We start from the raw sequence: 23,451 nt of genomic DNA, 5'->3' as shown, positions 1-23,451 counted from the left end.
TTGCCGGGTCGCCTAGCAAGCACTGAGCCATCCTGCAAATAGTTGAAAGTACCAGCCTCATGCTCGCGCTGATGAAACGCCTGACCCAATCGATTCTTGGCAAGTTCATTGCCATGATCATCATTGCAGGCATGGCGTTCTGGGGCGTCGACCAGATTTTCAACCAGGTCCGCAACGGCCTCGGCTCCGACCTTATGGCTGCCGGAAAGTCTTCCGTTACTGTCGAGGACTTTGACCGGCGTATCGAAGTTATGCTGCGGAACGTGAACCTGCAGAACGACGACCCGATCACCAAGGATGAAGCGCTCGAGCGCGGTATGGTGGATCAGGTTTTCCAGCTCGAACAGTCCCAGACGACCATTCTTGGCTTTGCGTCCAAAATCGGCGTCGCGCCCTCTGCAGATGCCGTGGTGGCGGAACTCCGGAAGCAGGATGCCTTCAAGAACCCGCTGACGGGCGAACTGGATCTTGCGACATACCAGCGCGTTCTGGCGCAAAACCGGTTCTCGCAGGAGGAGTATGAGGCCCAGGTAAAGAGCGATCTGACCCTTCAGACTCTCCAGACAGCGACAATCGCAGGTCTGATGGCACCAGACGTGATGAAGGCCGTCCAGTCGCGTTACCTAGCTGAATCCAGGGATGTGGCCTGGTTCATCCTCGATGCGGCCGATGTGCCGAAACCGGAAGCACCCACAGAAGAAGAAGTTCTTGCCTTCTACAATGAAAATCTCGACGCGCTGAAACAGCCGGAGCGGCGCGGGATTGATCTGGCAAAGGTGTCTGCTGACGATTTCCTGAGCCAGGTCGAAGTCACCGAGCAGGAAGTCGCAACCATCTATGAAGCTGGCAAGTCGGAACGCTTTTCCGAACCTGAGCAGCGAACATATGTCGAGATGATGTTCGACTCCCGGGATGCCGCCCGAAACGCTTTCGGCGCCCTTGCCGGTGGCGCCGATCCCTCTACCCTTCAGGGGGTTGTATCCCGCGAGTCCAAAACCTCCTTGGCCGAAGAAGTGGAAGACCAGCTGCTTCGCGACGCAATGTTCGGCCCGGGCAAGCAAAGTGGCGCGCTTTTCGGACCGAAGGATATGGGCGATGGCCGGTGGCTGATTGCGCGTCTCGTGTCGATCCAGCCGGGCGCTGTTTTTCCGATTGAATCCGTAGCTGAAGAAATCCGTACAGGCCTGGCACGCGAACGGGCGACGCTGCTTCTGTATGATAAACTTGAAGCCCTCGATCGCTCTATCAATGCGGGATTCGATCTGAACCAGATCGCGGACGAACTCGGAGTTCCGGTGATATCATTCGAGCCGGTCGACAAAAACGGATATACTGAAGATGGCTTGCCAATGATCGGCTTGCTTGATGCGGGCGATGCTTTCCAGCAAGCCTTCACCATGAATGTGAACGACACGTCGAGCCAGTTCACAAAAAATGATGCGACTTATGTCATCTCCACCCGCAAGATTGTTCCGCCTTCCACACCGGACTTTGAAGAGGTGAAGGACGATGTGCGTCAAGCTCTCGTCATGCGCAATGAGGGCGAAGCGGCCCAAAAGGCGGTCCAGGCCATCAAGGACAAGATCGAAAGCGGAACCTCAACGCTCGAAGCCGAAGCGCGCACTGTGAATGCCGAGATCGAGACACCCCCTGCTTCGGTGACCCGGATGAACGCTGAAGACAGCGGACTGCCGAATTCAGCGATTGGTGGCATCTTTTCCGGAAAGCCCGGTGAAGTCTTCACCTATCCCAATCGCGCAGGCGACAAGTACATGATCGTTCAGCTCAAGTCTGTAAATGATCCGTCTGCAGCGGACCTGAGCGCCGCAGCTCCGAACGCTTCAAGCGTCCTGATCTCCACACTCGATTCAGACCTGGCAGAAGCAATGGAAGCTGAAATGGCGGGTGCCGTGAAGCTCCGGGTCAACAACGCAGCTTACAACGCCTACAAGGCGTCGATCTCGACAGACCAATGAGCCAGGCCAAACTGATCGTTCGCCGGCGGATCGGGGATGTCGAAACGCCAGTAGGTGCCATGTTGAAACTGGGTGTCGACACACCTGGCAGTTTCCTGTTCGAGTCCATCGCCGGCGGGGAGCGGCTTGGCCGTTATTCTTTCATCGGCGGTGCACCGCAGATCTGGTTTCGGATTCTGGATGGCGTGGCTGAGACCGCTACTCAGGCGGACTTCTCCGACGCGAAGCGTTTTGAGGGTACGCCCGTGGAGGCTTTGCGTGCGTTTGTGACCTCTGCCCGGGCTGAAACTGAAGAAGACCTGCCGCCCATGGCTTCTGGCGCATTTGGATATGTCGGTTACGACATGATCCAGCATGTCGAACCGGTCACAATAACCAAACCTGCAGCGCTCAATGTGCCTGAGGCGCTATTGGTTATTCCGAAAGTCGTCATTGTGTTTGATCACATCTATCAGGAATTGCTGCTGATTGGACGGATCGAAAATGGCAATGAGGATGAAATCAATCGGCAGCTCGACGAAATAGAACAGCAGCTCCAGTCGCTGCCCGTCCTGCCCCCAGCGGACCAATCGGCAGAGCCGGTCGAACTGACTTCTAACACAAGCAAGGAGCGCTATTTCGAGATCGTCGACCAATGCCGGGAGTACATCAAGGCAGGCGATATCTTCCAGGTAGTCCCCAGCCAGCGCTTCTCGACACCGTTCAACAAGAAGTCGATCAGCTTCTATCGTGCCCTCCGGAGGCTAAACCCCTCGGCATTCATGTTTCACATGAACCTCGGCGACGTCCGCCTTGTCGGCTCCAGCCCTGAAATTCTTGTTCGTGTCCGGAACGGACGCGTCGCCATCCGGCCAATCGCCGGAACTCGTCCGCGTTCCGGCGATCCGCTGGAAGACGCGAAACGGGCTGAAAGCCTGCTGAATGATCCTAAGGAAATTGCCGAACACCTCATGCTGCTAGATCTCGGCCGCAACGATGTCGGCCGTGTCGCTGCATACGGAAGTGTTCAGGTGACGGAACAGTTCATCGTCGAGCGCTACAGTCACGTGATGCACATCGTTAGCCATGTCGAAGGCGACCTACGGGAAGGCTTAGACGCGGTCGATGCGCTGTTTGCAGGCTTCCCTGCCGGGACGGTCTCCGGGGCACCAAAGATCCGCGCCATGCAGATCATCGACGAAATGGAAACAAACGCCCGCGAGATTTATGGCGGCGCGGTGGGTTATTTCGGCTGGAACGGTGATCTGGATACCTGCATCGCTCTGCGGACTGCTGTCCTGAAAGATGGCAAGCTTCATATTCAGGCGGGAGGCGGCGTCGTGCTCGATTCCGTTCCGCAGTACGAATATGACGAGACCCAGCACAAGGCCGGAGCCTTAAAACGCGCCGCCGAACTGGCTGCAGCTTACGAGTTCGACCAATGAGCCGGAAGAAAATCCTCGTCATAGACAACTATGACAGCTTCACCTGGAACCTCGTCCACTATCTGGAAGAGCTGGGCGCAGACACGACGGTTGTCCGCAACGATGAAATGACAGTCGAAGACGCGCTGGCGAGTGGAGCCGATGGCGTACTCCTCTCCCCTGGTCCGTGCACACCAAATGAAGCCGGGATCTGCGTCGACTTTATCCGGCAAGCGCCGGACGATCTGCCCATTCTCGGCGTCTGCCTTGGGCATCAGTCCATCGGGCAGGCTTTTGGCGGGAAAGTGATCACCGCCCGGGAAATCCGGCACGGCAAGTTATCGGACATTCACCAGAGCGGCGGTGACCTTTTTGAAGGGCTGCCAGAAACGTTCCGCGTGGTTCGCTACCACTCCCTAGCCGTCCGTCCGGAAGACCTTCCAGAGGATCTGGTCGCGGATGCCTACACTGACGATGGCGAAATCATGGCTCTGCATCACAAGACCCGTCCGGTCTATGGGGTGCAATTCCACCCGGAGAGCATCCTGACAGAGCACGGTCACGCGCTCCTAAAGAACTGGCTCGACAAACTCTGAGCCATGCCTGGGTCAGCTATTGAGCGACGGGACCAAGACCGCTATCGGTTGCGGCCCATGACTGACACTTCTCTCTCTATTGCGCTCAAAGCGCTCGCGCGTCGCGAACCGCTCGAAGACGACATGCTGAAAGGCGCGTTCGATACGCTCCTGTCAGGAGATGCAGCGCCTGAAGAAATCGGCGCATTCCTGATGGGTCTGGCGGTGCGCGGTGAAACCGCTGATGAACTGACAGCCGGCGCCACCATCATGCGACAGCACGCACGCAAGGTTGCGACGGACGGGCCCCTGCTCGACACCTGCGGTACCGGCGGTCTCCCCTGGAAAAGCCTCAACACCTCCACCGCCAGCGCGATCGTTATCGCTGCGGCGGGTGGCCGTGTCGCCAAGCATGGAAACCGCTCCGTACCACCTAAGACGGGCTCAGCGGACGTGCTGGAGTCGCTTGGAGTAAATCTGGAGATCAGTGAGGAAGAATTCCTCAATTGCCTTGACGGCGCAGGCGTCGCCTTCCTGTTTGCCCGCAGTCATCACAGCGCTATGCGCCATGTTGCGCCTGTTCGGGCCAAGCTCGGGATCCGCACCATCTTCAACCTGCTTGGTCCGCTGACCAATCCCGCAGGCGCCTGTCACCAGGTACTTGGCGTTTTCGGTCCGGAATGGGTGCACCCGATGGCTGAGACTCTTGGCCGCCTCGGGACTGAACGAGCCTGGGTGGTACACGGGCTCGACGGAATTGACGAACTCTCGATCGCCGGACCGAGCAAAGTCTGCGAGGTGACGGAAGACGGATCACTGAAAGACTTCGAGATTCATCCCTCGGATGCCGGATTGGACACTCATCCCCTTTCGGCCCTGGAGAGTGAAGACGTCGCCGGCAACGCGCTGGCAATAACCGAGCTGCTGGATGGACATGAAACTCCCTTCCGCGCGACAGTATTGCTGAACGCCGCGGCGGGCCTGCATGTTCATGGCAAGGCAGCAGACCTGAAGGAAGGCGCTGGCATGGCGGCCGAGGCCATCGATTCAGGAAATGCAAAACAGACGCTTCGCAAGCTCGTGGCGCTTTCTCGGGGCGAACCGCTCGAATGACAACGGCGCTGGACAAAATCATTGAGTACAAGCGCGATGAGGTCGCGGCTCTGAAGCGCGAGACCCGTTTCTCCGACCTGGATAACAAAGCCCGGTCCGCGGGTTCACCGCGTGGGTTCGCCAAAGCCCTTTCGGCCGTTACCGACACGGATCAGAATGCATTGATCTGCGAACTGAAGCGCAAAAGCCCTTCCGCAGGTGAAATCCTGCCTGGCGCCGATCCTGTCGGAATCGCGACGGAGTACGAAGCGGGTGGCGCGGCATGCCTGTCGGTTCTGACGGATGGCCCAAGCTTTGGCGGCAGCCTTCAGGACTTTGCCGCGATCCGGAGGGCCGTCAGCATTCCCATGCTACGCAAGGACTTCATGATCGATCCGATACAGGTTGCCGAAGCCCGTGCCTGGGGGGCGGATTGCGTGTTGGTCATCATGGCAAGCCTGGACGACGGACAGGCAGCCGAACTGACAAGTTGCGCGATCGACTATGGAATGGACGTCCTTGTGGAGACGCACAATGAAGCTGAGCTCGAACGTGGTTTGCGCTTGCCGTCGCAGCTGATTGGCGTGAACAATCGCGATCTGAAATGCATGGTGACCGAACTGTCGACCACTGAGCGGCTGGCGCCTCTCATACCTCAGGACCGGCAACTGGTGGCGGAAAGCGGCATTTCCACACCGGAACATATCGTTCGACTGCGGAAGTGCGGGGCACGACGCTTCCTGATTGGTGAAAGCCTGATGAAGCGTGGATCGCTCCGGCAGTCCGCTGTCGCAGCGCTCCGCGCCGCCGGGAGCGATTGACCCGAACGGTGAACACATGTAGAACACATGTGAACAAAGATTCGGACCCAAGGCGGCTCAACATGTTGACTAGCAAGCAAAAAGAGCTCCTGCTCTTCATCAATGAACGTATCAAGGAAACGGGTGTCTCCCCATCCTTTGACGAGATGAAAGAAGCGCTCGATCTGGCATCGAAATCCGGCATCCACCGTTTGATTACCGCGCTCGAAGAGCGCGGCTTCATTCGCCGTCTCGCGCACCGGGCTCGCGCTCTGGAAGTCCTGAAACTGCCAGAGTCTGCGGTGGCGAGTTCCACACCCCGCGGCCGGAAGGATTTCCGCCCTGCTCTTGTCTCTGCAGGTCGCCCAGCTGCAGAAGCTTCGCCCCGTACTGTGCCGTTGATCGGACGGATTGCAGCGGGTCTGCCGATCTCAGCCATCCAGCAGGACAATGGTCATGTGAATGCGCCCGATGGCCTGTCTGATAGTGAGGAGCATTTTGCTCTGGAGGTTCAGGGGGATTCGATGATCGACGCCGGCATTCTGGAGGGTGACATCGTGATCTGCCGCCGGACGGAATCGGCGAGCACCGGCGATATCGTTGTGGCACTGATCGATGGTGAGGAAGCCACACTGAAGCGTTTGCGCCGGAAAGGTGCCTCTGTGGCGCTTGAGGCTGCCAACCCAGCCTATGAGACCCGTATCTTTGGCCCGGACCGTGTCGCCGTACAGGGTCGCCTGGTTGCGCTTGTTCGCCGCTACGACTAGGGGCACGCCCGCCAGGGTCGCTTCCCGCATTTTGGTGCTCTCTGAAATATGAGCCCCTCTCCACCGGCCTTGACGGTGATACCACCCGATTGCAGCACGTCGGGCCACCGCAAATTCGTGACCCACCCTTCCAGCATGACGGGATCTGCATCGGACTTGATGACAGGTGCAGCGACCATAGCGGTCCGGACTGCACCAGCAGTGAACCCGCCGGATATCCCCAGCAGAACCAATGCAGCAAGGCTCAGCAGAGACATCCTCTATGTCAGACGGCAGGTCATTCAAAAGGCGCCAGCGATGATTGTGGCAACGACACAGGGCCAGATCAGAGGCTCAGTCTTCCGCGAGAAATAGACAATTACTCCCGCACAAAGGGAAAAGCCGAGCAGCAGCGGGCGAGTATCGATTTCCGTTATCGACCAAAGGCTGGCCCACAGTGCTGCAATAGCTTGCGCCAGCCCCTTGCCTTCAGGAGCAACCTTGTGTTTCTGCCAGCCGGGACGCCTCATTTGTAGCATCAATCGGAGCCCTCACGAGACATGGACATCGTCACGCGATTTGCCCCCTCTCCCACCGGCATGCTCCATATTGGCGGTGCCCGTACGGCACTTTTCAACTACCTGTTCGCGAAACACAACAACGGGAAGTTTCTTCTCCGTATCGAGGACACCGACCGCGAACGCTCTACGCCAGAAGCAACCGCAGCGATCCTTGAGGGCATGGAGTGGCTCGGACTGACACCGGATGAGCCCCCGATAATGCAGTTCGAACGCGCAGGACGCCATGCTGAGGTGGCTGAAGAGATGATACGGCGTGGCACGGCATTCCGCTGCTACACGACGCAGGAAGAGCTGCAGGCGCGGCGAGAGCTTGGTGAAGAAAAGCGCCAGGCGGCCAAGGCTGAAGGGCTTTCTGAAGATGAAAAAGCTTCGCTACTGGCCGAGGCACATGCCCTGTTGGCCCCTTACCGCTCTCCGTGGCGTGATGGCGCCCCGCCGCCAGCCCAGGATGCCCCATTCACCGTACGACTGAGAGCTCCCGATGGCGGAGAGCGTGTTCTGGAAGATGGCGTACAAGGGACCGTCCGCATCCTGGCGGGTGAACTTGATGACCTCATCCTGCTCCGCGCCGACGGCACCCCAACCTATATGCTGGCGGTCGTCGTCGATGACCATGACATGGGCATCACCCATATTATCCGAGGCGATGACCATTTGCGGAACGCCTTCCGCCAGATCCCGATCTATGAGTCGATGGGCTGGAATATTCCGAAGATGGCGCATGTTCCGATGATTCATGGTGCCGATGGCGCCAAACTATCCAAGCGCCATGGCGCACTCTCGACACTCGCCTATCGCGAGATGGGCTACTTGCCGGAAGCGATGCGGGCCTATCTTCTGAGGATCGGATGGAGCCACGGCGACCAGGAAATCTTCACCGATGAAGAGGCCATCGCTGCTTTCGACATCTCAGGAATCAACCGAGCACCGGGCCGCCTAGACCTGGACAAACTCGGCCAGGTCAATTCGCACTTCCTGAGGCTCGCTGACAATGACCGCCTTTTCACGCTGCTAAGGCCATACTGGGAAGCCGCGGGCACTATCGACGACGCAGAACCGCGTCTGAGAGCAGCCCTTCCTCACATGAAGGATCGAGGCACGACCCTGCCTGAACTGGCGCAATCTTTTGCATTCCTGCTGGCCAAAAGGCCTTTGGAATTGAACAAGAAAGCGCGCAAAGCTGTCTCCGGGGAGGGGCTTGACCGTTTGCGCGGGTTGCGCGACGTACTGCAGCAACTGCCGGAATGGACGGCAGATCATATTTCGGTGACGATATCTAATTATTGCACTGCACAAGGTCTATCTATGGGGCAGATAGGCCAACCGCTACGCGCTGCACTCACAGGCGGCCTACCAGCACCGGATATTGCGCCGGTACTGGAGTGGCTCGGCCGCGAAGAAGCGCTTGGACGAATTGAGGATCAACTGGCGCCGGAAAGTTCTCCGGGCGCCTGAGAAACAAGAAGGGTTTGAAGGTAAGGCTGATGGAAAATAAAACGAAACCGAACGGCACTGCTAAACTGGATGTGGCCGGAAATTCCTATGACCTTCCGGTGCTTTCCGGAACACACGGTCCGGACGTAATCGATATCCGCCGCGTTTATGCCGAAACGAACCATTTCACGTTCGATCCGGGTTTCACATCGACGGCCAGTTGTGAAAGCCAAATCACTTTCATCGATGGAGATGAAGGCGTTCTCCTGCACCGCGGCTACCCGATCGGACAACTCGCCGAACAATCCACCTTCCCGGAAGTCTGCCATCTGATCCTGTACGGTGAGCTGCCTACGACGTCGGAACTGGAAGTGTTCAACGACACCATCAAGCAGCACACCCTGTTGCACACCCAGATGGACCGGTTCTTCGAGGGCTTCCGCCGTGACAGCCACCCGATGGCCATGCTGACGGCAACCGTGGGCGGTCTTGCCTCCTTCTATCCGGGCGCCATGGATAGCGAGGACCCTGCCGAGCGCCGTCTCAACTCGATCCGCCTTCTTGCAAAGATGCCTACCCTTTGCGCCCGCATCCTGAAATACAATCTCGGCCAGAAATTCGTCGATCCGCGGAACGAGTACTCCTACGCTGAAAACTTCCTGAACATGTGCTTCTCGGTTTCGGCTGAAGACTACAAAGTGGACCCGGCCATCGCAAAAGCCATGGACCGCTTCTTCATCCTTCACGCGGACCACGAGCAAAACGCTTCGACCTCGACAGTTCGCTTGGCAGGCTCTTCCGGCGCACACCCGTTTGCCGCGGTCGCTGCCGGCGTTGCCTGTCTCTGGGGACCAAGCCACGGCGGCGCCAACGAAGCTTGCCTCAACATGCTGCACGAAATTGGTTCGGTGGAGCGGATCCCGGAATTCATCGAGAAAGCCAAGGACAAGAATGACCCCTTCCGCCTGATGGGCTTCGGACACCGCGTTTACAAGAATTACGACCCGCGCGCCAAAGTGATGCGGGAATCGGCCCACGAAGTGCTCGATCTCCTGGGCCTCAAGGACACGCCAATCCTGAAGGTCGCGATGGAGCTGGAGCGGATCGCGCTTGAGGACGAATACTTCATCGAGAAGAAACTCTATCCGAATGTCGATTTCTATTCGGGCATCATTCTCGACGCGATCGGTTTCCCGAAGCAGATGTTCACTGTGCTGTTCTCTCTCGCCCGCACCGTTGGCTGGGTCGCACAGCTGAATGAAATGATCGACGATCCGACCCAGCGCATCGGCCGCCCGCGCCAGATCTATACCGGCGCAGCGAAGCGGGACTATGTTCCGATCGAAAAGCGCTGAGACGCAGCAGAATGATGCTGAAAGCGCCACCTGCCACAGTCGGGTGGCGTTTTTATTTCTGCTTCCTGAGAGGAATTACCCCGTTCCCTTCCGCCCCGACTCCTTGCTAAAGGCTGCGCCATGAAAACCGCTGTGATTGTCTTTCCAGGTTCGAACTGTGATCGTGATGCTCACGACGCACTCCTCAAGGTGACCGGCAAGGCACCGGCCATGGTCTGGCACAAGGACGGGACGATCCCCGACGGAACGGATTTTGTCATGGTCCCCGGTGGCTTCTCTTACGGGGATTACCTGCGTTGCGGCGCAATTGCGGGCAATTCTCCTGTCATCTCTCAGCTAAAGGCCCATGCCGAGCGCGGCGGATATGTTCTGGGCGTGTGCAATGGCTTCCAGATCCTTTGCGAAACGGGTCTTCTGCCGGGTGCCCTCATGCGCAACGCGTCGCTACATTTCGTCTGCAAGCCGCAGCCTCTGACCGTGGAAACCGCCAACACGGCATTCACCAGCGCCTACCAGGGACGCGATGATGTGGTTATTCCCATCGCGCACCATGACGGCAACTACTACGCCGATGACGCCACCCTCGACCGGATTGAAGGTGAAGGTCATGTCGCTTTCCGTTATGCCAAAGGCAGCAATCCGAACGGGTCCGCCCGGGATATTGCCGGCATTCTGAGCACAAACGGCCGCGTGCTAGGCCTGATGCCGCATCCGGAACGAGCTATCGGCGGCCACGAAGGTGGCGAAGACGGTCTTGCCCTGTTTGAGAGCCTGCTGACTGCGGCCTGAAGCGCTGGCCAGTCTCTTTCCGCCCCGGTATGAGGCGGTATGACTTCTTCTGTTGATCAGAACGTGCTGTCGGCCCGCCTTTCCGAAGCGTCTTCGCTTCGCAATGCCGGGCGCATTCCCGAAGCCATCACCGCTTACCAGGAAGTTCTGGCGATCGAGCCCGACCTTCCGGACAGCTGGTACAATCTGGCCTGGCTGCTGCGTCGCAGTGGGCAGCCAGTAGCCGCCCTGAAAGCCTATGATCAAGCGCTCGCTAGGCATATCTCCGGCCCGGAAGAAGTCTGGCTCAACAAGGGCGTCATTCAGGCTGATGATCTGCTAAATCCGGAAGCGGCAATCCAGGCGTACGAGACAGCTTTGGCGTTCAAAGAAGACTACGTCCCTGCCATCTTCAATCTGGCGAATACCCACGAAGATCTCGGTCATGCTGAACAAGCGATGGAACTCTACCAAAGGGCCCTCGATATCGCGCCCACGGACGCCGAGCCACTGGCAAGGATCGCGAATATGAGCCGACCAGAATCGACGGCTGCCCCCATTTTGAAGCAGGTTCAGGACGCCCTCAAACGTGACAACATCCCTGCGACATCGCGGGCGAACCTGGAGTTCTCCCTCGGCAAGATGCTCGATGTCATTGGTGAGTACGATTCAGCATTTGCCGCTTATGAGAGGGCGAACAAAGCCGCGGAAGCGGATCGACCACAGAATTTTCCGGCATTCGATTCCAGAAAGAACGACGCAATCATCGATTTTCTGATGGCGATGCCGACACCGGAAAAAATCGACCTACCCCACTCGCCCGTGCAGCCAGTGTTTATTCTTGGGCAATTCAGATCTGGCTCTACGCTGCTGGAACAGATCCTGTCGGGTCATAGCCAGGTTTCGACGATGGGTGAGCTTCCCTTGCTCGCGCAGATCGGCGCGGAATATTTTTCACCCTACCCCGCAAAACTCGCTGACGCGTCAAACGCAGAGATAGCTAAGGCTCGGAAGGAATATATTGCGAGGCTTGATACACGCCTGCCCGGCGTCACCGGCATTGTTACCGACAAACGCCCAGATAACTATTTTCATATCGGCATGATCCTTCGCCTCTTCCCGGAGGCGAAGATCCTCCACACCGTTCGCGACGCCAGAGACGTATGTCTGTCGACGTATTTCACGCACCTTGACCCTCATCAGATCCACGCGACGGATCTGAAAAACATCGGCTATCACTATCGGGCGTATGAGAAACTCATGTCGCACTGGAAGACGGCCGCACCGGACCAGATTCTCGATGTCCCCTATGATGCGCTTGTCAGGAATCCCGAACAGATCTTGCAGAAAGTGCTCGACTTTATCGGTCTGCCTTTTGAACAGGCCTGCCTAGAATTCCATAAATCAGCAGCACCAGTGAAAACAGCCAGCGTGTGGCAAGTGCGTGAGCCGCTCTACACGCGATCATCGGGACGCTGGCGGAACTATGAAAAACATCTCGGCCCACTTCTGGAGGTTCTGAATGGCGAAACACGCTGAATTGATCGCAAGCCTGCCAAAGGCGGAACTGCACCTTCATATTGAGGGAAGTTTCGAGCCGGAAATGATGATGGCACTCGCCGAAAGGAACAGGATCGACATCCCGTTCAAGACACTTGAAGAAGCAAAGGCCGCCTACGATTTTGCCAACCTTCAGGAATTTTTGGACCTGTATTATCAGGGCATGAATGTGCTGCGCACCGAGCAGGACTTCCATGATCTGACCTGGGCGTACCTCAAGCGCGCCAAAACTGACAATGTGCGCCATGTCGAGATGTTCTACGATCCCCAAGCCCACACAGAGCGTGGTGTCGCGTTCGGCACGGTGACGGAGGGCATCCTGGCCGCGCTGGAGCGTGGGAAAAAAGAACTCGGAATCACGTCGGAACTGATCATGAGCTTCCTGAGGCATCTCTCGGAAGAGGATGGCTTCGCGCTACTGGAAGAGTCAAAACCCTGGCACGACAAGTTCATCGGCGTGGGCCTCGACAGCTCGGAAGTTGGCCACCCGCCTCTGAAATTCGAACGACTGTTCGCCAAATGCAGGGAACTTGGTTTCAAACTGTGCCTGCATGCAGGAGAAGAAGGTCCGCCGTCCTATGTCCGCGAAGCATTACTCGACATCGGCGCGGATCGGATCGACCATGGAAATCGCGCCATGGAAGACCCGGCTTTGATCAAGATCCTGCATGATACGCAAACCCCGCTGACCAACTGTCCTCTCTCGAATCTTGCCCTTTGCGTGATCGATGACCTCAAAGACAGCCCGGTGAAGGCGCAGCTGGAGGCCGGCCTGCTGGTCACCGTCAACTCTGATGATCCGGCCTATTTCGGCGGCTATATCGGCCGCAACTATGAAGCCATCGAGGAAGCACTCGACCTGACGGACAAGCAACTGGTTCAACTGGCGAAGAATAGTTTTGCTGCATCCTTTCTGCCGGAAGAAGACAAGATCAAGCTGATCCTGGAAGTTGATAGCGTCTGACACGCTCCCTCGGGAAAACGGCCTGGAGCCGCAGATCTACTGACTCCAACCGGCATCCAGAGATAGTTTTTGCAGCTGCTAAGCACGTTTTTAGATCAGCTAAAGTGTGATGGATCCGTCACACTTTTGCAATGATATAAGCTATTCAGGCAAGAATCTTCCAATTCCATCTGTTTTGGCGCTCCAATCAGCATTAACTGGCCTCGTGAGGTTAAAAAACAGACAGGAGCATAGAATAATGACCCTTTTGAAGTCATTGCTTGTCACGGCGTCTTCCATCGCCGTCGCAACTACACTTTCGGTCGCTTCAGCTCAGGAGAGCGATGAAGCAGGTTCCAATGAGCTGCGTCAGGGCCAAGTCGTTGTGACCGGCACGCGCACAGCCAACCGGACAGCCCTCGAAACGGCCGTTCCGGTTGACGTGTTCCCCGTTGAAGAGCTTACGGAAACCGGCCGCGTTGAACTGAACCAGATCCTCAGCACGACGGTGCCGAGCTTCAACTTCAACCAAACCGCCATCAATGACGGCACGGACATCATCCGCCCGGCGACGCTTCGCGGTCTCTCCCCTGACCAGACGCTCGTTCTTGTGAACGGCAAGCGCCGCCATTCCTCTTCCCTGGTCAACATCAATGGTTCGGTTGGCCGCGGCTCTGCAGCTGTCGACCTCAACTCGATCCCGACCAGCGCCATTGGCAACGTCCAGGTCCTGCGAGACGGCGCATCGGCACAGTACGGTTCCGACGCAATCGCCGGCGTTATCAACGTTATCCTCCGTGAAGACGATCATGGCGGTGGCCTGAATGTCCGTTACGGCGCCAACGTCACCGATCCAGAAGGCCTGAACCGCAGTGAGATTGACGGTCAGACAACCACGATCGGCGGCTGGACCGGCTTTGGCCTCGGCGACAACGGCTTCCTGACGGTGTCGGGCGAGTATTCCCTTCGCCAGGCATCGAACCGGGCCGGTCTCGACCCGCGCCAGCAATTCCCGGATGATCCGGCTTATGCCGAAGTCGAGCGTAATTTCGATCGCCTGAACCACCGCTACGGCAACGGCCGTGCGGAGAACGTGAGCTTCTTCTTCAATTCCGGCTACACGCTGGAGAGCGGTGTCGAACTCTACGCTTTCGGTGGCGTTCAGGATCGTGAGGGTGAAAGCCCCGGCTTCTACCGTCGCGCAAATGATTCCCGGAACGTGCCGGAAATCTATCCGGGCGGCTTCCTGCCGGTTATCGGCGGTGATGTGACCGACTACTCTCTGGGTGGTGGTGTTCGCGGCGTCGCAGGCGGCTGGGACTATGACGTGAGCGCTGTGTATGGCTCCAACGAGTTGGACTACTCGGTCAACAATTCTCTCAACGCTTCTATCGGACCGACCAGCCAAACGTCGTTCAATGCCGGCGCCCTGGCCTTTGACCAGGTCACTGTGAACGCCGACATCGTCAAAACCTTCGACAACCTTTTGCCGGGCGAAACCTCGCTGGCATTTGGTGCCGAATACCGCGATGAGAGCTTCGAAATCACCGCGGGTGAAGAAGCGTCCTACATTCAGGGCCCCCTCCCGGCCGCCGCAGGCAGCCAGGTCTTCCCGGGCTTCACGCCTGAATCGGAAGTCGATGTCAGCCGGGATGCCGCCAGCATCTACGCTGAAGTCGAATGGGTGCCGAACGACCAGACGCTCATCTCTGCAGCGGTTCGCTACGAAGACTACTCCGACTTTGGTGATGCTGTGACCGGCAAGCTTGCCGGCCGTTACGACTTCACCGATCAGGTTGCTGTCCGTGGTGCCATCTCGACCGGCTTCCGCGCACCGAGCCTGCAACAGCAGTACTTTACGGCCATCTCCACCAACTTCATTGATGGTGTGCCGTTCGAAGTCGGTACGTTCCCGGCGACTTCCGCTGCTGCGGTCGCACTTGGCGGTGGCCAGCTGGATGCAGAAGAATCGACCAGCTACTCGCTGGGCCTGGTTCTGACACCAACTCCGGATTGGTTCGTCACGATCGATGCCTATCAGATCAACATCGACGACCAGATCTTCCTGACGGAGAACCTGGGCGGTGATGATGTTGATGCCGTGCTCGCCGCAGCCGGCGTGACCGGTGTGCAGCGCGTTCGCTTCTTCCAGAACGGTATCGAAACCGAATCCAAGGGCGTCGATATCGTGACCAAATACGGGTTCGACTTCGGGAACCTGGGCACCCTGGACGCTTCAGCAGCGTTCAACTACTCGAAAACGGAAGTCACGCACGTGCCGGACAATACGGTCATTCCGAACCTGACGCTGTTCAGCCGTTCCAACACGCTGACCCTGGAAGAGAGTGCGCCTGAGACGAAATTCATCCTCGCAGGCAACTACACCTACCAGCAGGCTGATTTCGTCCTTCGCGCAACGCGCTTTGGCGAAGTCCTGGTGCCGTCGAACAATCCGGACAACGACTTCACCCTGGATGCTGATTGGGTCATCGATGCGTCTGTGAACTTCAATGTCACCGACAAGTTCAGCGTTGGCGTCGGCGCAGACAACCTGCTCGACGAATATCCGACGATGACGCCGGATGGCTTGAACTTCAACGGCATCTTCCCGTATTCGAGCCGCAGCCCCTACGGCTTCTCGGGCCGCTTCGTTTACGCACGCGCCAGCTACAACTGGTAAGTGCCTCGGCCCGTCTTCAAGACGGAATGAGCTGAAAACAGGACGGGCCCGCCTTTCATGAGGCGGGCCCGTTTTCGTATCCGCGCCTTATGTCAGGGATGCAGGTGCTTTGATGGCAATAGACGCTGGCGACTCGTGGAATTTGCCGCTAAAGCCCGGCCATGACCGATACAACTGCGATCCTCGACCATCTCACCGCCGAGCAGGACGAAGCTGCCGGCTTGGAACACGGCATCAAGGCAGACGAATGGGACCGGCTCATTACTCGCCTGAACCGCAAGCCCAACCTCGTCGAACTCGGCATTTATTCGGTGATGTGGTCAGAGCACTGCTCCTACAAGTCATCCCGGCGGCACCTGTCCAAATTTCCCACGAAGAACGCCCGTGTTATCCAGGGACCAGGCGAGAACGCCGGCGTGATCGATATCGGCGATGGGCAGGCCGCCATCTTCAAGATGGAGAGCCACAACCACCCCTCTTACATCGAACCGTATCAGGGCGCGGCGACCGGGGTCGGCGGGATCCTGCGCGACGTATTCACCATGGGGGCTCGTCCGATCGCGCTGGTCAACGCCCTGCGCTTTGGTTCGCCGGATCATCCGAAGACCCGTAATCTGGTGGCCGGCGTCGTGGCAGGCATCGGCGGATACGGGAACTGCGTCGGCGTCCCGACCGTGGCAGGCGAGACCCAGTTTGACGAAGGATATAACGGCAATATCCTCGTCAATGCGATGGCGGTCGGTCTGGCCGATCAGGACAAGATCTTCTACGCGCGCGGCGCAACGCCAGGTAATCCGATTTTCTATGTCGGCTCCAAGACCGGCCGCGACGGCATCCATGGTGCAACGATGGCGTCGGCCGAATTCTCTGAAGGCGATGAAGAGAAGCGTCCCACAGTTCAGGTCGGCGACCCGTTCACGGAAAAGCTGTTGATCGAAGCCTGCCTTGAGTTGATGGCGACCGATGCCATTCAGGCCATTCAGGACATGGGCGCAGCAGGTCTCACCTCTTCATCCGTCGAGATGGCTGCCAGCGGCGGCGAGAATGGCGAAGGCATCGGCGTGGTCATGGACCTCGACAAGGTGCCTCAGCGCGAAGAAGGCATGACCGCCTATGAAATCATGTTGTCAGAAAGCCAGGAGCGCATGCTCATGGTTCTCTACCCCGACAAGATCGACGTCGCCAAACAGATCTTCAACAAATACGACCTCGATGCCGAAGTCATAGGCGAGACGACAGACAGCGGCCATCTCGTGCTGAAACAGTTTGGCCAGGTGGTATGCGATATCCCCGTCGCGCCGCTGGCTGACGACGCGCCGAACTATGACCGCCCCTGGAACGAGCCACCGAAGCGCGCACCGCTGGATATTACAAAATACCCGGAACCTGCAGACTATGGCGAAACCCTTCTGAAGCTGATGTCTTCACCTGACATGGCATCCAAGCGCTGGGTTTGGGAACAGTATGACCGGCATGTGATGGGCGACACAATCGACAGCTCACAATCTGGCGGTGATGCAGCTATCGTCCGTATACACAATACCAACAAGGCGCTCGCGATCTGTTCGGACTGCAATCCGCACTATGTGGCCGCTGACCCGTATGAAGGCGGCAAGGCTGTGGTGGCCGAAGCCTACCGCAATCTGACCGCCGTCGGTGCATCGCCCATCGCTATCACTGACAATCTGAATTTCGGGAACCCCGAAAAGCCGAACACGATGGGCTATATCGTGAAGGCCATTGAAGGCATGGCTGAAGCCTGTCGTGAACTTGATTTTCCGGTCGTGTCCGGCAATGTCTCGCTCTATAACGAGACTGACGGCGTCGCAATTCCGCCAACGCCCGTTGTCGGTGGTGTGGGGCTAATCGAGGACCTTGCCAAGACCGCGACACTGAAGGGTGCGCAGCCCGGAGACATGCTGTATGTCATTGGCGAAACTGCTGGTGCACTTGGCGCTTCGCTCTATGCCCGTGTTGTGCTTGGACTAAAGGGCGAAGATGCTGGTGCGCCCCCTCCCGTCAATCTTGCAGAAGAAGTCCGGATTGGCGGATTTGTCCGCAGCCTGATCGAGCGAGGCCTCGTCAATGCTGTGCACGACGTCAGCGATGGTGGCATCGCCTGCGCCGCTGCGGAAATGGCATTGGCCTCCGGCTGCGGCGTGACACTCGTGCCCGACCGCGATCCGGAAGAGACGCGTTCGGAGCCGGGTCTCTTCGGCGAGGACCAGGGACGGTATCTGATTGCGGCAACCGAAGACCAGTGTCGTGAGTGGGAATCACACGGCTTCCTGCCGGCGGTGTTGGGAAATTTTGGCGGCGACAGTATCGTACTGCGAACGGGAACAGGCAAGGATGGCACAGAGTACACCGTGCCCCTGAAGACGCTTCGTGACGCACACGAAGGTTGGCTGCCGACTTATATGAACTCAGTGGACTAATTGAGTGCGCCCTCCCCGCAATACTGCGAGAAGGGCACAGTTGGATACGGCCAGTTTAGAATTTGTAGCCGACTCCAAGCATGATACCGTTCGTGTCGGTGTCCTCGAAGGAGTAGTAAGTGTAGTCGCCTTTCAGGTAGACATTTTCGGTCAGGTCATAGCTGAGGCCAGCACCGAACGCCGGGCCCTCCTCGGAATCTTCGATTGTTGTGAGGGTTGCGCTACCCGGCGTCTGGATTGATGCATCCAGATCGATATAGGCGTAGCCAGCCCGCGCATAGGCATCGAGACGATCCGTCAGCGGAACTTCTGCCTTACCATACAGGCCGACCAGATAGTTCAGGCCAATATCGCCGAAAGCAGCGATCAGGTCATTGAAGTCGCCGTCATTGTTGTCGTCAAGATCGAACGAGTCTTCATCAACATTGTAGTCGAATTCACCATCGTCGATACCGGAAGCAAGCTCACCTTCGATACTGAAGATCGAGTTGAACTGGTAACCGAGACGTGAGCCGATTGCATTGGTGTCGACCCCGCTGTCTGCACCATCCGGCTCGATTTCAAGATACTGGTAACCGCCTTCCACATAGAGGCACATTGTCCTGTGCGGCCGCAGCCCCTGCGATACCCGTGGCAACCGTTGCGGCGAGAATATACTTCAGCATGGTCCTAAATCCTTCCAGAAACTGTTCTAGCTCTTGACCCCCGCCAGAGAGCAGCGGAGACGCCTGCCCAACGGAGCGCCCGGAGAAGCAGTTCCTGCTGGATTTCAGGAATCTGCACATGTTGCGGCAGAAGCACGGTTCCCGTCCTCATTCACGGAACGGAAAAACATCAATATGTCTCGTGAGATACGGCTGCATTTTAAGGCCAGAACAATGCTGCGCCACTCGGCGTCACACATATAAAAATGCCAGGTTAAGACGTGCCTGATGTCACTCGGCCGTTGGCGATGCGAACGGCTTTTTCAGCGAGAAGTCCAGCGTGTCGAGTGCATTGTCGGCGGCGATAGCCGCCATGACCAGCGTGTCGGCAGAGTGCACAAAGAATTCCGCAGGGATCAGATCAAAGTCATCTGTAGGCTTATGATAGTCGGCATAGTCCTCGACTCCGAAATAGAGAAACGGGATACCGGCTTCGAAGAAGGCTGCCTGGTCTGACAGCATTGTCCAGTCATCGGGGCCCTGCTCCGGCCGGTCGTGCCCCATGAGCAACTTGACAGGCGTCTTTTCAGCAAGGCCTTCGACGAGCGGAACCAGGCCGGGACTGTGATATGTCCCCGATACATAAAGTTCGTTCACGTCGGACCGGCTGACCATGTCGAAGTTGATATTCAGCGCGATCCGGTCCAGATCTATTTCTCCAGACCGGATCAAGTTGCGGGCGCCCAGCGCCCCGGGCTCTTCTCCATCAACGAGCGCAAAAAGAATATCGTGTTCCGGCGGGTGGTCCGTGAACCATGCGGCCACCGCGATCAGAGCAGCGGAGCCCGAGGCATTGTCGTCTGCGCCGTTGTATATTTCACCATCAATGACTCCGAGATGATCAAAATGCGCGGTGATCGCCAACATTTTCCCTTTACCAGGCGTCTTTCCCTCGATGAGGCCAATCAGATTTGTTCCCTGAACCGGCTGGGCATTTTCTGCACCCGGCTCCGGTAAAACCGTGAACGTGTGTTCGTAAGAGTCTCCGATTTTGGTGAGGCGCAGTGTTTCAAAACGCTTTCTCAGAAATCCACGCGCCGCTTCGTTGCCCGGCGTACCGATCGCGCGGCCTTCAAGTGCGTCGTTCGAAAGAACTTCGGTCTGGTGCAGCAATTCACCTGCATCAACATACTCTCCCTCAGGAAGTGGTACAGATACGTCATGGGTCGGCTGTGGTGTATTCAGGAACCAGAAAAGGCCCAGTATCAGAAACGCCATCAAGCCTGCTGCCACCGTCCAGATCTGTCTCTTCATGAGGACCTCTCGCTTCGTCGTGCCAGACGGTAGGAGGTCGCCGGTTGAGGTGCAAGGCGTCCGCTGCCAAGCTTGACGGGGCTGCCCTTGCAGCCCAATTGAGCCCGGAGATCGAGGAGAATCCCATGGGTATGTCACGCGAAATTCTGATGGAGCATTTGACGGACGCTTTTCCCGAAGCGGAGATCGTGCTGACCGACCTCGCTGGCGATAATGACCATTGGCAAGCCGAGATCATCAGTCCTCAATTTGCTGGCATCCCCCGCGTGAAACAGCACCAGCTCGTCTATGCGGCACTCAAGGGCAAAATGGGTGGAGAGCTGCACGCATTGGCCCTCAAAACACGCGCGCCCTGAGGCGCAGCCACCCGATTGACCTTACGGAGGGTTCACGGTTTTCTCCCGTTCAACCGGAGGAGACCATCCATGAAAAGATTCACCCTTTCCGCCAGTGTCATAGCGCTTTGCGCCGCGTTGGCTTCCTGTGCCGCAGACACCACGCCGGCAATCGACGGCGCATTGGTTGAAACACCCGAAATCGATGAAACCGCAGCCGAAATCGCGGAAGCAACCGCTTTTGTGACGCGCGCCGAGACAGAACTGGCTGCGCTAAGCAAGGTCACAGCCCTCGCCTACTGGGCCAACGCGACAAACATCACCGACGAGACAGATGCGGCCGCCGCAGAAGCTGGTGCGAAGATGACCAAGCTTTCTGTTTCGCTCGCCAATGAATCCAAGAAATACAATGTCGACATCATGCCGTACGATGTCGCCCGCAAGATCCGCATCCTGCGCAGCGGCATCACGATCCCCGCCCCCTCCCGCGAAGGTGCGGCAGAGGAACTTTCGGCGATTACGACCGACCTCAGCTCAACCTATGGCAAAGGCAAGTTTGAATACAAAGGCGAGATGATCAATCTGGACCAGGCATCCACGATCATCGAGACGTCCCGCGATCCTGAAGAACTGAAAGCTGTCTGGGAGGGCTGGCGCACCGTGTCGCCGCCGATGAAGGCTAACTACGCCAAGATGGTCTCGCTTGCCAATGAAGGCGCGCAGGAACTCGGCTATCCGACATTGGATAAGATGTGGTTGTCCAATTACGACATGCCGCCGGAAGAGATGGAAGCTGAAGTTCAGCGTCTCTGGGGTCAGGTTGAGCCGCTGTACAAGGATCTCCACTGCTACGCGCGTACGAAGCTGAATGCGACCTATGGCGATGACGTTCAGCCGAAGACCGGCCCGATCCGCGCTGACTTGCTTGGCAACATGTGGGCCCAGCAATGGTCGTCCATCTATGACATCGTCAAGCCGGACACGACGCCCGTCAGCTACGACCTCACCACGCGCCTGAACGAGCGCGGTTACACACCCGTCAAGATGGTCGAGACAGGCGAAGGCTTCTTTACGTCGCTTGGCCTGGATCCGCTTCCGGAAACATTCTGGGAGCGCTCGATGATCACACGGCCGGAAGGCAAGGAAGTGGTCTGCCACGCATCGGCATGGGACCTCGACGATGAAGAAGATGTCCGCATCAAGATGTGTACGGAGATCAACTCCGAGGACTTCTTCACGGTCCACCACGAACTCGGGCACAATTTTTACCAGCGCGCCTACAAGGACCAGCCTTATCTCTATAAAAATGGCGCCCATGACGGCTTCCATGAGGCAATCGGTGATTTCGTCGCCTTGTCGATCACGCCAGAATACCTGGAGCAGATCGGCCTGATCTCTGAAGATGAAAAACCTGGCCCGGACGCCGATACGGCGCTGCTGATGCAGACGGCGCTCGACAAGATCGCCTTCCTGCCCTTCGCTCTGACCGTCGATAGCTGGCGCTGGGATGTCCTGAATGGCACGACGGCGCCGGAAGACTACAACAAGGCCTGGTGGGACCTGCGCCTGAAGAACCAGGGCATTGTGCCCCCAGAGCCGCGACCGGCTGACGCCTTCGACCCCGGCGCCAAGTATCACATTCCGGGCAATACGCCTTACCTGCGCTATTTCCTGTCCTTCGTGATGCAGTTCCAGTTCCATAAGGCGGCCTGTGAACAGGCAGGCTGGGAAGGCCCACTGCACCGCTGCTCGATCTACGGCAACAAGGAAGTTGGTGAGCGCTTCAATGAGATGCTGGAGGCCGGCATGTCCCGACCGTGGCCGGAAACACTGGAGAAATTCACCGGTACCCGCGAAATGGATGCGAGCGCCATGGTCGAGTATTTCGAGCCCCTGACCGAGTACCTGGAAGAGCAGAATGAGGGCCAGTCCTGCGGTTGGGACTAGGTTTTACGCGAACCGGATGGGGCGGCACGCTTGACGCCGCCCCTTATCCACCACACATCACGGGAAATCCGGAGATAACACCATGACCGACCAAGCCACGCTCGACGCCATCAAACAGGCAGTAGAAAGCAACGATGTCGTCCTTTTCATGAAAGGCACACCGACCTTCCCGCAGTGCGGTTTCTCATCCGTCGTGGTGCAGGTGCTGGATTATCTGGGCGTGGAATACGTTGCGACGAACGTTCTGGAGAACCAGGCCGTCCGCGAAGGTATCAAGGTCTACTCCGAATGGCCGACCATTCCTCAGCTCTATGTGAAGGGCGAGTTCGTCGGCGGCTGCGACATCGTCAAAGAGATGTTTGAAAGCGGCGAACTGCGAGATTTCCTGAAGGAAAAAGGCATCGAGCTCGAAGACGCCTGATTGTCTAAGCAAAGAAGTAAAGACCGATCAGAATCAGGATCGGGACCAGCGACAATCCGAACAAGTTGCGCGTAAAGGCATATGTCCCGATCCATTTGTCGATTTCGGGATCGCCGCTTTCTGCCGTGGTCGTGACCATATCGACATTGCCGCCTTTGATGACCGTATCGTCTGACAGGATGTATTTCTGCAGCGAACCTTCCAGCAGCAAAGCTCCAAAATAGAAAAGCCCACTGAAGCTGATACTGGCAAAGGCAAACGCCATGACGATCGGGGCCAGTTCCGGTTTCCGGAACTGGCCCATCAGCCAGAGCGCTCCAATGAGCACGATGGCGCCGACGATTACGGCGACGATCTGGATCAGTCTGAGGCGCTTGAAGTCCGGCTTGTCAGCCATGCGATGCGTCCTCCCGCTTTCCTGTCCCACACTTTCAATATA

At 57.6% G+C, this 23,451-nt stretch carries 20 protein-coding genes; 16 read left to right on the top strand and 4 right to left on the bottom strand.

Annotation, left to right across the window (positions count from 1 at the left end; translation table 11 throughout):
- Positions 1–59: 59 nt before the first annotated feature.
- The 6 genes from HY17_RS14870 (at position 60) to lexA (ending at position 6,613) form a co-directional block, all read left to right on the top strand.
- On the top strand, positions 60–1,976 hold the full coding sequence (locus tag HY17_RS14870) for a peptidylprolyl isomerase (RefSeq protein WP_034767983.1): 1,917 nt from the start codon (positions 60–62) through the stop codon (positions 1,974–1,976).
- Positions 1,973–3,400 carry an anthranilate synthase component I gene (gene trpE / locus HY17_RS14865; protein WP_034767981.1) on the top strand — a complete coding sequence of 476 codons (1,428 nt, stop codon included), beginning with the start codon at positions 1,973–1,975 and terminating at the stop codon, positions 3,398–3,400. The genes HY17_RS14870 and trpE overlap by 4 nt, the downstream gene beginning before the upstream one ends.
- Positions 3,397–3,975: an aminodeoxychorismate/anthranilate synthase component II gene (locus HY17_RS14860; protein ID WP_034767980.1), complete on the top strand. Its 579-nt coding sequence runs from the start codon at positions 3,397–3,399 to the stop codon at positions 3,973–3,975. Before trpE ends, HY17_RS14860 begins: the two co-directional genes overlap by 4 nt.
- Positions 3,976–4,032: 57 nt before the next feature.
- Positions 4,033–5,067, top strand: a complete 1,035-nt coding sequence (gene trpD, locus HY17_RS14855; protein WP_034767978.1) for an anthranilate phosphoribosyltransferase — start codon at positions 4,033–4,035, stop codon at positions 5,065–5,067.
- Positions 5,064–5,867, top strand: coding sequence for an indole-3-glycerol phosphate synthase TrpC (gene trpC, locus HY17_RS14850; RefSeq protein WP_034767976.1), 804 nt, complete (start codon positions 5,064–5,066; stop codon positions 5,865–5,867). The genes trpD and trpC overlap by 4 nt, the downstream gene beginning before the upstream one ends.
- A gap of 62 nt (positions 5,868–5,929) precedes the next feature.
- On the top strand, positions 5,930–6,613 hold the full coding sequence (gene lexA, locus HY17_RS14845; protein ID WP_034767975.1) for a transcriptional repressor LexA: 684 nt from the start codon (positions 5,930–5,932) through the stop codon (positions 6,611–6,613).
- Between the two features lie 281 nt (positions 6,614–6,894).
- Here lexA and HY17_RS14840 read toward each other — a convergent pair whose 3' ends face one another.
- On the bottom strand, positions 6,895–7,134 hold the full coding sequence (locus HY17_RS14840; protein ID WP_139068970.1) for a hypothetical protein: 240 nt from the start codon (positions 7,132–7,134) through the stop codon (positions 6,895–6,897).
- Positions 7,135–7,152: 18 nt separating this feature from the next.
- Here HY17_RS14840 and gltX point away from each other — a divergent pair, with 18 nt between their 5' ends.
- From gltX to purL, 7 genes are all read left to right on the top strand, one after another.
- On the top strand, positions 7,153–8,628 hold the full coding sequence (gene gltX / locus HY17_RS14835; RefSeq protein ID WP_034767972.1) for a glutamate--tRNA ligase: 1,476 nt from the start codon (positions 7,153–7,155) through the stop codon (positions 8,626–8,628).
- A gap of 29 nt (positions 8,629–8,657) precedes the next feature.
- Entirely contained in the window at positions 8,658–9,962 is a 1,305-nt protein-coding gene (locus tag HY17_RS14830; RefSeq protein ID WP_034767971.1) for a citrate synthase, read from the top strand.
- 120 nt (positions 9,963–10,082) lie between these two features.
- Positions 10,083–10,751 (top strand): phosphoribosylformylglycinamidine synthase subunit PurQ, encoded by a 669-nt coding sequence (purQ, locus tag HY17_RS14825; RefSeq protein ID WP_034767970.1) that lies wholly within the window; start codon positions 10,083–10,085, stop codon positions 10,749–10,751.
- Between the two features lie 39 nt (positions 10,752–10,790).
- Positions 10,791–12,269: a sulfotransferase gene (locus HY17_RS14820; protein WP_051600154.1), complete on the top strand. Its 1,479-nt coding sequence runs from the start codon at positions 10,791–10,793 to the stop codon at positions 12,267–12,269.
- Entirely contained in the window at positions 12,253–13,254 is a 1,002-nt protein-coding gene (locus HY17_RS14815) for an adenosine deaminase (RefSeq protein WP_034767968.1), read from the top strand. The genes HY17_RS14820 and HY17_RS14815 overlap by 17 nt, the downstream gene beginning before the upstream one ends.
- A gap of 238 nt (positions 13,255–13,492) precedes the next feature.
- Complete coding sequence (locus HY17_RS14810) at positions 13,493–15,913, top strand: TonB-dependent siderophore receptor (protein ID WP_034767966.1); 2,421 nt, start codon at positions 13,493–13,495, stop codon at positions 15,911–15,913.
- A 161-nt stretch (positions 15,914–16,074) separates the two neighbouring features.
- A complete protein-coding gene (gene purL, locus HY17_RS14805) occupies positions 16,075–18,351 on the top strand; it encodes a phosphoribosylformylglycinamidine synthase subunit PurL (protein ID WP_051600153.1) in 2,277 nt (758 codons plus the stop codon).
- A gap of 55 nt (positions 18,352–18,406) precedes the next feature.
- On the opposite strand, the gene HY17_RS14800 is transcribed toward purL, so the two are convergent.
- Both HY17_RS14800 and HY17_RS14795 read right to left on the bottom strand, forming a co-directional pair.
- Positions 18,407–18,949 carry a porin family protein gene (locus HY17_RS14800; RefSeq protein WP_233348826.1) on the bottom strand — a complete coding sequence of 181 codons (543 nt, stop codon included), beginning with the start codon at positions 18,947–18,949 and terminating at the stop codon, positions 18,407–18,409.
- Positions 18,950–19,286: 337 nt separating this feature from the next.
- Positions 19,287–20,309: a M20/M25/M40 family metallo-hydrolase gene (locus HY17_RS14795; RefSeq protein ID WP_051600151.1), complete on the bottom strand. Its 1,023-nt coding sequence runs from the start codon at positions 20,307–20,309 to the stop codon at positions 19,287–19,289.
- A 125-nt stretch (positions 20,310–20,434) separates the two neighbouring features.
- On the opposite strand from HY17_RS14795, the gene HY17_RS14790 reads away from it, so the two are divergent.
- The 3 genes from HY17_RS14790 (at position 20,435) to grxD (ending at position 23,012) form a co-directional block, all read left to right on the top strand.
- Entirely contained in the window at positions 20,435–20,665 is a 231-nt protein-coding gene (locus HY17_RS14790) for a BolA/IbaG family iron-sulfur metabolism protein (protein ID WP_034768101.1), read from the top strand.
- Between the two features lie 69 nt (positions 20,666–20,734).
- Positions 20,735–22,591: a M2 family metallopeptidase gene (locus tag HY17_RS14785; RefSeq protein WP_034767963.1), complete on the top strand. Its 1,857-nt coding sequence runs from the start codon at positions 20,735–20,737 to the stop codon at positions 22,589–22,591.
- Positions 22,592–22,673: 82 nt separating this feature from the next.
- Entirely contained in the window at positions 22,674–23,012 is a 339-nt protein-coding gene (gene grxD / locus HY17_RS14780; protein WP_034767961.1) for a Grx4 family monothiol glutaredoxin, read from the top strand.
- 4 nt (positions 23,013–23,016) lie between these two features.
- Here grxD and HY17_RS14775 read toward each other — a convergent pair whose 3' ends face one another.
- Positions 23,017–23,409 carry a hypothetical protein gene (locus HY17_RS14775; RefSeq protein WP_034767959.1) on the bottom strand — a complete coding sequence of 131 codons (393 nt, stop codon included), beginning with the start codon at positions 23,407–23,409 and terminating at the stop codon, positions 23,017–23,019.
- Positions 23,410–23,451 lie beyond the last annotated feature (42 nt).

The organism is Hyphomonas sp. CY54-11-8 (genome assembly GCF_000682735.1).
GTDB lineage: Bacteria > Pseudomonadota > Alphaproteobacteria > Caulobacterales > Hyphomonadaceae > Hyphomonas.
Note: the sequence above shows the minus strand (reverse complement) of the source record. Positions and strands in the feature narration are given on the sequence as shown.

Excerpts from the sequence above, each read along its gene's own strand:
- HY17_RS14870 (WP_034767983.1), top strand. The coding sequence starts at position 60 with ATGCTCGCGCTGATGAAACGCCTGACCCAATCGATTCTTGGCAAGTTC.
- trpE (WP_034767981.1), top strand. The coding sequence starts at position 1,973 with ATGAGCCAGGCCAAACTGATCGTTCGCCGGCGGATCGGGGATGTCGAA.
- HY17_RS14860 (WP_034767980.1), top strand. The coding sequence starts at position 3,397 with ATGAGCCGGAAGAAAATCCTCGTCATAGACAACTATGACAGCTTCACC.
- trpD (WP_034767978.1), top strand. The coding sequence starts at position 4,033 with ATGACTGACACTTCTCTCTCTATTGCGCTCAAAGCGCTCGCGCGTCGC.
- trpC (WP_034767976.1), top strand. The coding sequence starts at position 5,064 with ATGACAACGGCGCTGGACAAAATCATTGAGTACAAGCGCGATGAGGTC.
- lexA (WP_034767975.1), top strand. The coding sequence starts at position 5,930 with ATGTTGACTAGCAAGCAAAAAGAGCTCCTGCTCTTCATCAATGAACGT.
- gltX (WP_034767972.1), top strand. The coding sequence starts at position 7,153 with ATGGACATCGTCACGCGATTTGCCCCCTCTCCCACCGGCATGCTCCAT.
- HY17_RS14830 (WP_034767971.1), top strand. The coding sequence starts at position 8,658 with ATGGAAAATAAAACGAAACCGAACGGCACTGCTAAACTGGATGTGGCC.
- purQ (WP_034767970.1), top strand. The coding sequence starts at position 10,083 with ATGAAAACCGCTGTGATTGTCTTTCCAGGTTCGAACTGTGATCGTGAT.
- HY17_RS14820 (WP_051600154.1), top strand. The coding sequence starts at position 10,791 with ATGACTTCTTCTGTTGATCAGAACGTGCTGTCGGCCCGCCTTTCCGAA.
- HY17_RS14815 (WP_034767968.1), top strand. The coding sequence starts at position 12,253 with ATGGCGAAACACGCTGAATTGATCGCAAGCCTGCCAAAGGCGGAACTG.
- HY17_RS14810 (WP_034767966.1), top strand. The coding sequence starts at position 13,493 with ATGACCCTTTTGAAGTCATTGCTTGTCACGGCGTCTTCCATCGCCGTC.
- purL (WP_051600153.1), top strand. The coding sequence starts at position 16,075 with ATGACCGATACAACTGCGATCCTCGACCATCTCACCGCCGAGCAGGAC.
- HY17_RS14800 (WP_233348826.1), bottom strand. The coding sequence starts at position 18,949 with ATGTGCCTCTATGTGGAAGGCGGTTACCAGTATCTTGAAATCGAGCCG.
- HY17_RS14795 (WP_051600151.1), bottom strand. The coding sequence starts at position 20,309 with ATGAAGAGACAGATCTGGACGGTGGCAGCAGGCTTGATGGCGTTTCTG.
- HY17_RS14790 (WP_034768101.1), top strand. The coding sequence starts at position 20,435 with ATGGGTATGTCACGCGAAATTCTGATGGAGCATTTGACGGACGCTTTT.
- HY17_RS14785 (WP_034767963.1), top strand. The coding sequence starts at position 20,735 with ATGAAAAGATTCACCCTTTCCGCCAGTGTCATAGCGCTTTGCGCCGCG.
- grxD (WP_034767961.1), top strand. The coding sequence starts at position 22,674 with ATGACCGACCAAGCCACGCTCGACGCCATCAAACAGGCAGTAGAAAGC.
- HY17_RS14775 (WP_034767959.1), bottom strand. The coding sequence starts at position 23,409 with ATGGCTGACAAGCCGGACTTCAAGCGCCTCAGACTGATCCAGATCGTC.